The sequence below is a fragment of the Roseospira navarrensis genome (genome assembly GCF_009601025.1).
Lineage (GTDB): Bacteria > Pseudomonadota > Alphaproteobacteria > Rhodospirillales > Rhodospirillaceae > Rhodospira > Rhodospira navarrensis.
Window position 1 is genome coordinate 1 of sequence record NZ_WIVE01000098.1, and the last position, 9,334, is coordinate 9,334.

Below are 9,334 nucleotides of genomic sequence, written 5' to 3' on the forward strand. Positions count from 1 at the left end.
CATCGGGATGTGGCCGAGCTGATCGACCGCATCATCAAGGGCAGGAACTCGACGCGCCCCATCTGAGGGTCGCCCCGACCGCCCCTCGTATTGATCGGCGATGAACCGGGCCCGGCGCCATCATGGGGGAACACCGGCTGATCGCAGCCGCGCTAACCTCGATCAGCACGGCCCTTCCGGGATCCGTGTACGGTTTCCGCTCAAGATCATGGGGCCCGCAGACGTGGGTTGACCATCATCAAACGGCGCGGGACCGAACCCGCACCAGGAAGGAAACGCCCAAGATGCACAGTTTCGACACAGGGGCCCTGTTGATCGCGCGGTCCACCTGGCGCACCCTTGTGGCTGCGGTCCTTGTCTTGCTGTTCATGTCTGTTGCGGTCGCCCAGGACCAGACCGGCCCGACACCCGAGAACGCGCATGACCGTTCCTATGACGGCGGTTGGGACTGCGACGACGGCTACCGTCTGGAAGACGGCGCCTGCAAAGCCATCGGTGTCCCCGACAACGCGTTCGCCACGGGTCGGTCGTATGGCTCAGGCTGGGAATGCCGGCACGGTTTCACGGACGTGGACGGATTGACCTGCCGGGCCGTTTTCGTTCCTCCGAATGCCTACCTGGACGCGACCGGCCTGGAGTGGGCCTGCGACCGCGGATACAGGCGGGTGCGCGACGGATGTGAACCCGTCAATCGTCCCGAGAATTCGTTTCTCTCGGACGATACCTATGGGTCCGAATGGGAATGTGACCGAGGGTATTTGGAGGAGGCCGGCCGGTGCGTGGCGATCGACGTTCCTGAGAACGCCTTTCTGGTCGAGCGCGAATCCGGGCCGGGTTGGCGGTGCGAACGCGGGTACGAGCCGGACGGCAACACATGCGTCCTCATCGTTCCCCCGCAAAACGCCCACATCGACCGCTCGGGGAACCGCTGGGCCTGCAACAGGGGCTTCCGGATGCTGGGCGGACAATGCGTGTTGGCGCGATGAATGCTTCATCGCGCGGACAGAGGCGTGGGCCGGGCGCGCCGCAGACACACGACGCCTTGCAAAACGGGAGGAAATCATGACCAAAAAAAACAGCCTCCGCCAGGATACGAAAGACTTTCAGTCCCCTATCGCGGGCCGCAGCATCAGCCAGATCGTGACGTCGTTCGGCGGCTTTCTGGCCACCTGCGCCGCGATGTATCTGGTGAACGGCGTGTCCTTCTGGCTCGCCCTTGCGCTTGCGCCGCTGGCCGCCGGCTTTCTGGTGCGCATCTTCATCATTCAGCATGACTGCGGGCACATGGCGTTCTTCCGCGACCGCCGCGCGAACGACGCGCTGGGGTTCGCATGCAGCCTGCTGACGCTGGCCCCATATCGGTCCTGGCGGCGGCAACACGCCGGCCATCATGGGGTCTGGAACGACCTCGACCGCCGTGACCGTGGGGCCGACATCTATTCCTCCTGCTTGACCGTGGCCGAATACCGGGCGCTCCCCTCATGGCGGCGTGCCTGGTACCGCACGACCCGGCACCCGATCGTCGCCAATGTTCTCATCCCGCCCGTGGTCTTCATCGGCCTTTTCAGACTTCCGTTCGATACCCCGAAAGCGTGGCGGCAGGAGCGCCGGGCCGTTTTTGTCACCGATCTGGCTTTGGTGGCGATGTTCGGCGGGCTGGGCCTGCTGCTGGGGTTCGGCGCGGTCGCGGCCGTCCAGCTCCCGGTCATGATCTCGGCCTCGATCATTGGCGTCTTCCTGTTTTCCGTGCAGCATCGGGGAGACACGGTGGTTTGGGCCCGACACAAGGCGTGGGATTCGGTCTCGGCGTCCCTGCAAGGCTCGACCTATCTCCGGCTCCCGAGGGTTCTGCAATGGTTCACGGGCAATATCGGATACCACCACATCCACCACCTGAACCCGCGCATTCCCAACTACCGGCTTAAGGAGTGCCACGAGGCCATGCCCGCCCTGCGGACCGTTCCGACGCTGTCCCTCCGCGATGGGTTCCGTGCCTTGCGCTCCATCCTCTGGGATGAAGAGCACGGCCGTATGGTCACGACCCGCCAGGCCGATACACCAGCAGCATCCGGAGACCGCGCTTGAGCACGCTGACGGTCCACCACCGCACCACCTATCGCTATCGCGAACCGATGGGCTTCGGTCCGCATCGCTTGATGCTGCGCCCGCGCGAGAGCCGCACCGTGCGGCTGCACACGCACGATCTGGCGATCTCTCCGGCCGCCACCGTCACCTGGGCCCACGACGTCGCCGGCAACGCCGTGGCGACGGCGACATTCGGCGCGCAGGCGGACACGCTGGTCATCGACAGCGTCGCCACGCTGACGCTTGATGTCGAGCAATGGCCGGTCTTCGAGATCGCCGCCTCGGCCGTCACGTATCCGTTCCTGCTCAGTGATGACGACATGACCGACCTGGGCGCGCTGCGCCTTCAGGCCTACCTCGATTCCGAAGGACGGCTGCACGACTGGGCGCGGGCGTTCGTCGCCGGCCCCGACACGGACACGCTGTCGCTGCTGAAGGATATCAGCAACGGCGTGGCGGCGCGGATCACGTATGAGGTCCGCGACGAAGAGACCGTCCAGACCCCGGTCGAGACGCTGGCGCGGGGCCGGGGCTCGTGCCGCGATTTCGCGGTCCTGTTCGTCGATGCCGTCAGAAGCCTGGGGTTCGGCGCGCGGATCGTCTCCGGCTATCTGTACGACCCCGACCTGAACACCGTCGGGTCCGCCGGCAGCGGGTCAACCCACGCGTGGGCCGAGGTCTACGTGCCCGGCGCGGGCTGGATCGTGTTCGATCCGACCAACCGCAGCGTCGGCGGGTTCAACCTGATCCCGGTCGCCGTGGCGCGCCACATCCGCCAGACCGCGCCGGTCGCCGGCCGGTTTGTCGGCGCGGCCGCGGCCTGCATCGCGCTGGAGGTGGCCGTCTCGGTTGAGCCCACGCAGGGCTCGGTTTCCTGCTGAATGCAGCACTGCGCCGCGTCTGATCCCGGCCGCTGGCATCATCCCGAACGACAAGCAGACCTGGGCCGACATCCGCAAGATCGCCGACGCGCCCCGGGGGGTCTGCCCTCTGCCCTTCAAATCCAAGGACGACGTGCGCGGAGAGGGGACTCCCTGCCTGTCCGGCGCGCCCAAGAGCCCGGCCGCTCCATGCGGTCGGGCGTCTTTTCGGCGGGACGGGCTCAGGCCGCGCCCACGTCCCAGGCCAGATAGAGCAGGCTGGCGGCCAGCGATCCGAACAGGCCGAGCGAGACGTAAAGCGCGAACACCGACCGGCGCACCAGGGCGAAGACGGCCATGGCCGCCGGAATGCTGGTCACGCCACCGGCCAGCATGAAGGCCAGCCCCGCCGCCGGGGTCATGCCCAGCTCCATCAGCCCCGCCACCGTCGGCACGGCGGCATAGCCGTTCAGGTACGACGGAATGCCCACCAGGGCCGCCAGCGGCACCGCCCACCAGACGTCTCCGCCCAGCCATGCGCCCACCATCTGCGCCGGCACATAGGCCAGCATCAGGCTTTCCACCAGATAGGCCAGGGTCAGCCACTTCAGCAGGAACAGGCCGGTGTCGCGGCTGGTGACCGTGAAGGTCCCGCGCCGCTCCGGCGTCTGCCAGAAGCGCCAGGTCACCGGCTCGGGCGTCAGGCTCTTTTTCGCCGCACAGCATTTGGGGCCGACCCCGGCCCGCATGGCATCCGCCAGTCCGCCTCGTCGGACCAGCGCATGCGTGACCGCGCCGCCCAGCAGGCCCAGACCCACGGCCGCGCCGGCCTTCGCCAGGGTCAGCGGCCAGCCGAACTCGCCCAGCATCAGCAGGAACATCTGCGGGTCCATCAGGGGCGAGGCCAGCCAGAACGCCATGACCGGCGCCAGCGGCACCCCGGCGGCCAGCAATGCGGCGATGATGGGCACCACCCCGCAGGAGCAGAACGGCGACATGGCCCCGAACAGCGCGGCCAGGGTGATGACCCGCGCCGGGTTGCCCCCGGTGGCGCGCGCGATCTGCTGGTCCAGGCCGGTGGCCTTGGTCCAGGCGGCGAGCAGCACCGAGGCCAGCAGGAACGGCAGGATGGACCACAGCGCCTCGGCGGTGAAGACGACACTCGGCCAGGCCTGCGGCGGGTCCAGCACGGCCAGCGCCGCGACCACGGCCAGCACGGCCAGCCACACCCGGTCCAGCTTGCGCAACACCGCGCCGGGCGACCATCCGGATGCGGAGGATGAGGGCGCTTGGACGATCTCGGACATGGCGGGCCTCTTAGGATGATAATTGCAGAAGAGTCGAACAGTCGGACCAAAAAAGGGGGACATCGATCAGGCCGCCCCCCGATCCGGCGAGCCTCCGACCGCACAGGCGGGGGCGAAGGCGGGGGCCTCCCCCAGCCCCTGACAGCACTCGGACAGCAGATAGTCCAGCATCGCTTTGGCCGCCTTGGTGTCCACGAAACAGCGCAGCGAGCGACCCTCGCGCTTTTGATGGACCAGCCCGGCCATGATGAGGTGCTGCAGGTGATGCGACAGCGTGGACTTGGGGATGTCCACATGCCGCAGCAGCTCGCCCACCACGGCGCCGTCCGGCCCCGCCCGCACCAGCAGGCGGAACACGGCCAGACGCACGGGGTGGCCCAGTTCGGCCAGACAGCGCGCGGTCTCTTCCAGGCGGTCGTCGATCATGGGGCCATGCTACGCCCGGCCGGCCGGCTTGTAAACGACTGTTCTGCAATCACCGAACATTCATGATCCGGCCGCGACCCGATGCCGCCGCACCGCCCGGCCGGCCTCGTACCAGCCCTGCGTCCGGTTGACGATGGCCACGACGGACAGCATCACCGGCACCTCGATCAGCACGCCGACCACCGTCGCCAGGGCGGCGCCCGACTGCAACCCGAACAGGCTGATCGCCGCCGCCACCGCCAGTTCGAAGAAGTTCGACGCCCCGATCAGCGCCGATGGCCCGGCGACGCAGTGCGCCTCGCCGCTGGCGCGGTTGAGCAGATAGGCCAGCCCGGAATTCAGGTAGACCTGGATCAGGATCGGCACCGCCAGCAACAGAATGACCAGCGGCTGCGCCAGGATCTGTTCCCCCTGGAAGCCGAACAGCAGCACCAGGGTGGACAGCAGCGCCACCAGGGACACCGGCTGCAGCCAGCGCAGGGCGCGATCCAGCGCCGCCTGCCCGCCGCCCGCCATCAGGCGTCGGCGCAGCGCCTGCGCCAGCACCACCGGCACGACGATGTACAGCACCACGGACAGCACCAGCGTGTCCCACGGCACGGTGATCGCCGACAGCCCCAGCAGCAGGCCGACGATGGGGGCGAAGGCGACCACCATGATGGCGTCGTTCAACGCCACCTGGGTGAGCGTGAAATGCGGCTCGCCCCGGCACAGGTTGGACCACACGAACACCATGGCCGTGCAGGGTGCGGCCGCCAGCAGGATCAGCCCGGCAATGTAGCTCTCGATCTGGTCGGCGGGCAGCCAGGGCGCGAACAGCCAGCCGATGAACAGCCAGCCCAGCAAGGCCATGGAGAACGGCTTGATCGCCCAGTTGACCAGCAGCGTGACCCCGATCCCGCGCCAGTGGGCCGACACCCCGGCCAGTAGGCCGAAGTCGATCTTCACCAGCATGGGAATGATCATCAGCCAGATCAGCAGTGCCACGGGCAGGTTGACGTTGGCGACCTCGACCGCGCCGATGGCCTGGAACAGGCCGGGCACCCAATGGCCCAGCGCGATCCCGGCGACGATGCACAGCGCGACCCACAGGGTCAGAAAGCGTTCGAACAGGGACATGACGGGATCGGGGCTCCTTGACGGGGATCGCGGGACGACGACCGGCGGCGCTCAGGCCGCGACGGGCTTGCGCGCGGCGTCGGGGGTGGTCGGCAGGGCCAGGGCCAGGGCGACGGCGGCGGCGATCACCAGGAAGGCGGCCGAGACCCACAAACAGGCCGTCAGCCCGGCGAGCTGATAGACCAGCCCGGACAGAAAGGTGCCGCCCAGCCGCCCGACCGCGTTGGCCATGTAATAGAAGCCGACGTTCAGCGCCACCTTGTCGGCATCGGAATAGGCCACGATCAGATAGGAATGCAGCGCGCTGTTGATGGCGAACAGGGGCGCGAAGACCGCCAGCCCCCCGATCAGCGCCCAGCGGTCGTCGATCCAGCCGCCCAGCAGGCCGGGCGTGAGCGCCACCGCGATCAGGGCGGGGACGACCGCCAGCACGAAGCCCCACAGCCGCGTCGCCTTCGCCGCCGTGTCGGCATCGGTGGTGCCCCGGAGCAGGCTGGGGACGGCCGCCTGCACGAGGCCGTAGCCGATCACCCACGCCGCCAGAAACCCGGCCACCCCGGCGAAGCTCCAGCCCATGCGCTCGTACAGGAACAGCGGCACGCCGACCACGAACCAGACGTCGCGCGAGGCGAACAGCACGATCCGCGCCGCCGACAACAGGTTGATCTCGCGCGTCTTGCTGAACAGGTGACGGCCCAGCGCTTTTTCCTTCGCGCGGCCTAGGGTGTCGCCGACCGTGACCAGCGAGGCCAGCAGCACCAGCGCCAGCGCGCCCGCCATCAACCACAAGCCGCCCTGGAACCCCAGCGTCTGCAACAGCACACCGCCCAGCAGGAAGCCGACCCCCTTGAGCGCGTTCTTGGAGCCGGTCAGCAGCGCCACCCAGCGGAACAGCGCGCCCTCGCCCGCCACCAGCTTGACGGCGGACTTGCTGCTCATCTTGGTCAGGTCCTTGGCCACACCGGACAGCGCCTGGGCGACCATCACATAGCCCACCGACAGCGCCAGCGCCCAGTGCGGCTGCACCAGCGACAGCATGACCAGGGCGAAGACCTGCACCCCCAGCCCCAGCAGCAGCGTGAGCCGCAGGCCGTAGCGCGCCCCCAGCCAGCCGCCGGCAAAGTTGGTGACGATGCCCATCACCTCGTACAGCAGGAACAGGCTCGCCACCTCCAGCGGGCCATAGCCCAGGGTGTGGAAGTGCAGCAGCACCAGCACGCGCAGCGCCCCGTCCGTCAGGGTGAACGCCCAATAGGCCGCGGTGACGGCGGCATAGGCCCGCAGGTCGCTCATGCCCGCGCCTCCGCCACCCGGGCGGCGAGTTCGACCATGCGGTTCACATAGCCCCACTCGTTGTCGTACCAGACCAGCAGCTTCACATGACGGCGGTCGATGACCAGCGTGCACGGCCCGTCCACGATGCCGGAGCGCGGATCGTTGACGAAATCGCTGGAGACCAGCGGCCGCGTCTCGAACCCCAGGATGCCGGCCAACGGCCCGTCAGCGGCGGCGGCCTGGAGCAGGCCGTTGACCTCCTCGACCGATGTGTCCCGGGCCACCTCGAACGCACAGTCGGTGATCGACGCGTTCAGCACCGGCGCCCGCACCGCCCAGCCGTTCAGCTTGCCCTGAAGCTCGGGGTAGATGACGCCGATGGCGGTGGCCGATCCGGTCGAGGTCGGAATCAGATTGGTCAGGGCGGACCGCGCCCGGCGCGGGTCCTTGTGGGCGATGTCCACCACATGCTGGGTGTTGGTCGGATCGTGGATGGTGGTCATGGAGCCGTGCACGATCCCGATGCCCTCGTGAATCACCTTCACCACCGGCGCCAGGCAATTGGTGGTGCAGGACGCCGCCGTGACAATGCGGTGGCGGGCGGGGTCGAACAGGTGGTCGTTGACGCCCATCACCACATCCAGGGCCGGGTCCTGCTTGACCGGGGCGGCGACCACCACGCGCGGCACCCCACCGTCAAGGTAAGGCGTCAGGGTTTCGATGGAGCGGAACCGGCCCGTGGCCTCGATCACCACGTCGCAGCCGGCCTCGGCCCAGGGCACGGCGGCGGGCTCGGCGTGGGCCGAATAGCCGACGCGCCGGCCGTCGATGACCATCGCGTCGCCATCGCCGCCCGTCGGGCGGTCCCACCGGCCGTGGATGCTGTCGAAGGCCAGCAGATGCGCGGCCAGGGCCGCATCGCCCCGGACGTCGTTGACGTGGACGATCTCGCCCAGGCCGCGATCCAGGGCGACGCGGGTGGCCAGCCGGCCCATGCGGCCAAAGCCGTTGATGCCGATCCGCAGGGGCATGAAGGACTCCTCACGGTTGGATGTCGGGACGGTATGTCAGGCCGAGGTGGCGATCTCGACCGGCTCGCTCACTTCGGGGTCGCGCGGCATGGCCCCGATGGCCTCCACCCGCCGCTGCAGCGCCAGACGATCCAGCGACGCCAGGGGCAGGCTCACGAACAGCGAGATCCGGTTGTAGAGCATGCGGAACGTATCGTTGAACACAGCGGCCGTGGCGGCGTCGGTGCCCCGGAAGGCGACCGGGTCCGGCACGCCCCAATGGGCCGTCATCGGCTGGCCGGGCCAGACCGGGCAGGGTTCGCCGGCGGCGTCGTCGCAGACCGTGAAGACGAAATCCATGGACGGCGCATCCGGCGCGGCGAAGGCGTCCCAGGTCTTGGGGTGCAGGGCTTCCACCGGCAGGTGGGCGCGGCGCAGCACGGCCAGGGCCTGCGGATGCACGGCGTCGCGGGGACGCGATCCGGCCGAGAAGGCGCGGAAGCGGCCGGCGCCCTCGCGCGCCAGGATGGCCTCGGCCATCTGGCTGCGGGCCGAATTGCCGGTGCAGAGGAACAGGACGTTGAGGGGCTGGTCACGGTCGTCGGCGGACATGGCGGGGTCTCCGGGCAGGGTCGTGGACAGCGGATCCAGGGCCGGCACCGCGGCCGGACAGAACCCCGTCATGACGCCGCGCCCCAGGGCCTCCAGCGAGACCAGGTTGGCCAGGTAGTACAGCGTGCGGCCCTCGCGACGGCTTTCCACCAACCCGGCCTCGCGCATCTGGGTCAGGTGGAAGGACATGGTCGAGGGCGCCACGCCACACCAGCGGGCGAGGTCTCCGGCCGGCACCCCCTTCGCCCCCGCCCGCACCAGCGCCTGAATGGCGCGGATACGGGGTTCGGCGGCCAGGGCGGCCATCATCTCGGCGATCAGCGTCGGGTTCATGATTCGACGATGATCGAAATGACGCCCCCTGTCGAGAATAGTTTTATGACATTCGAAATGTCCCGGTCTGAAGCCTATCGCGTTCCCACATCTTCGCCGCCGCAGACGGGGCGCTCGATCCGGAAAGCGGCCTTGCCCCTTCATACTGACCGGCGCCCCGGGTTTGCAGGGCTCCGGAATTTGGGTTCACCGCGGAAAATCGGGGTCGCGTGTTTTCTGGAGCGGCGCGACCACCCGTGAGCAACCGGGAACATGGGTAACACTATTGACCGGCAACATGGGTAACGGTGTTCTGTGTTTGTTCGGC

Annotated in this window: 9 protein-coding genes; 3 read left to right on the top strand and 6 right to left on the bottom strand. The window is 68.5% G+C overall.

The window, feature by feature from the left end; all coding sequences use genetic code 11:
* The first annotated feature begins 284 nt into the window (after window positions 1-284).
* The 3 genes from GHC57_RS17990 to GHC57_RS18000 all read left to right on the top strand — a co-directional run bounded on the left by GHC57_RS17990 (window position 285) and on the right by GHC57_RS18000 (window position 2,966).
* Window positions 285-986, top strand: a complete 702-nt coding sequence (locus tag GHC57_RS17990) for a hypothetical protein (RefSeq protein WP_153346856.1) — start codon at window positions 285-287, stop codon at window positions 984-986.
* Window positions 987-1,062: 76 nt separating this feature from the next.
* Complete coding sequence (locus GHC57_RS17995; protein ID WP_153346858.1) at window positions 1,063-2,085, top strand: fatty acid desaturase; 1,023 nt, start codon at window positions 1,063-1,065, stop codon at window positions 2,083-2,085.
* On the top strand, window positions 2,082-2,966 hold the full coding sequence (locus tag GHC57_RS18000; RefSeq protein WP_153346860.1) for a transglutaminase family protein: 885 nt from the start codon (window positions 2,082-2,084) through the stop codon (window positions 2,964-2,966). The genes GHC57_RS17995 and GHC57_RS18000 overlap by 4 nt, the downstream gene beginning before the upstream one ends.
* A gap of 221 nt (window positions 2,967-3,187) precedes the next feature.
* Here GHC57_RS18000 and GHC57_RS18005 read toward each other — a convergent pair whose 3' ends face one another.
* The 6 genes from GHC57_RS18005 to GHC57_RS20585 all read right to left on the bottom strand — a co-directional run bounded on the left by GHC57_RS18005 (window position 3,188) and on the right by GHC57_RS20585 (window position 9,027).
* A complete protein-coding gene (locus GHC57_RS18005) occupies window positions 3,188-4,252 on the bottom strand; it encodes a permease (protein WP_153346862.1) in 1,065 nt (354 codons plus the stop codon).
* A gap of 66 nt (window positions 4,253-4,318) precedes the next feature.
* Window positions 4,319-4,678, bottom strand: a complete 360-nt coding sequence (locus GHC57_RS18010) for an ArsR/SmtB family transcription factor (protein ID WP_153346864.1) — start codon at window positions 4,676-4,678, stop codon at window positions 4,319-4,321.
* A gap of 60 nt (window positions 4,679-4,738) precedes the next feature.
* Window positions 4,739-5,797, bottom strand: coding sequence for an ACR3 family arsenite efflux transporter (gene arsB, locus GHC57_RS18015; RefSeq protein WP_153346866.1), 1,059 nt, complete (start codon window positions 5,795-5,797; stop codon window positions 4,739-4,741).
* A gap of 51 nt (window positions 5,798-5,848) precedes the next feature.
* Complete coding sequence (gene arsJ, locus GHC57_RS18020) at window positions 5,849-7,090, bottom strand: organoarsenical effux MFS transporter ArsJ (protein WP_153346868.1); 1,242 nt, start codon at window positions 7,088-7,090, stop codon at window positions 5,849-5,851.
* On the bottom strand, window positions 7,087-8,103 hold the full coding sequence (locus tag GHC57_RS18025; protein ID WP_153346870.1) for an ArsJ-associated glyceraldehyde-3-phosphate dehydrogenase: 1,017 nt from the start codon (window positions 8,101-8,103) through the stop codon (window positions 7,087-7,089). The genes arsJ and GHC57_RS18025 overlap by 4 nt, the downstream gene beginning before the upstream one ends.
* A 36-nt stretch (window positions 8,104-8,139) precedes the next feature.
* Window positions 8,140-9,027 (bottom strand): metalloregulator ArsR/SmtB family transcription factor, encoded by an 888-nt coding sequence (locus tag GHC57_RS20585; RefSeq protein ID WP_153346872.1) that lies wholly within the window; start codon window positions 9,025-9,027, stop codon window positions 8,140-8,142.
* Window positions 9,028-9,334 lie beyond the last annotated feature (307 nt).

Coding starts and splice junctions, on each gene's coding strand:
- GHC57_RS17990 (WP_153346856.1), top strand. CDS start 285: ATGCACAGTTTCGACACAGGGGCCCTGTTGATCGCGCGGTCCACCTGG.
- GHC57_RS17995 (WP_153346858.1), top strand. CDS start 1,063: ATGACCAAAAAAAACAGCCTCCGCCAGGATACGAAAGACTTTCAGTCC.
- GHC57_RS18005 (WP_153346862.1), bottom strand. CDS start 4,252: ATGTCCGAGATCGTCCAAGCGCCCTCATCCTCCGCATCCGGATGGTCG.
- GHC57_RS18010 (WP_153346864.1), bottom strand. CDS start 4,678: ATGATCGACGACCGCCTGGAAGAGACCGCGCGCTGTCTGGCCGAACTG.
- arsB (WP_153346866.1), bottom strand. CDS start 5,797: ATGTCCCTGTTCGAACGCTTTCTGACCCTGTGGGTCGCGCTGTGCATC.
- arsJ (WP_153346868.1), bottom strand. CDS start 7,090: ATGAGCGACCTGCGGGCCTATGCCGCCGTCACCGCGGCCTATTGGGCG.
- GHC57_RS18025 (WP_153346870.1), bottom strand. CDS start 8,103: ATGCCCCTGCGGATCGGCATCAACGGCTTTGGCCGCATGGGCCGGCTG.
- GHC57_RS20585 (WP_153346872.1), bottom strand. CDS start 9,027: ATGAACCCGACGCTGATCGCCGAGATGATGGCCGCCCTGGCCGCCGAA.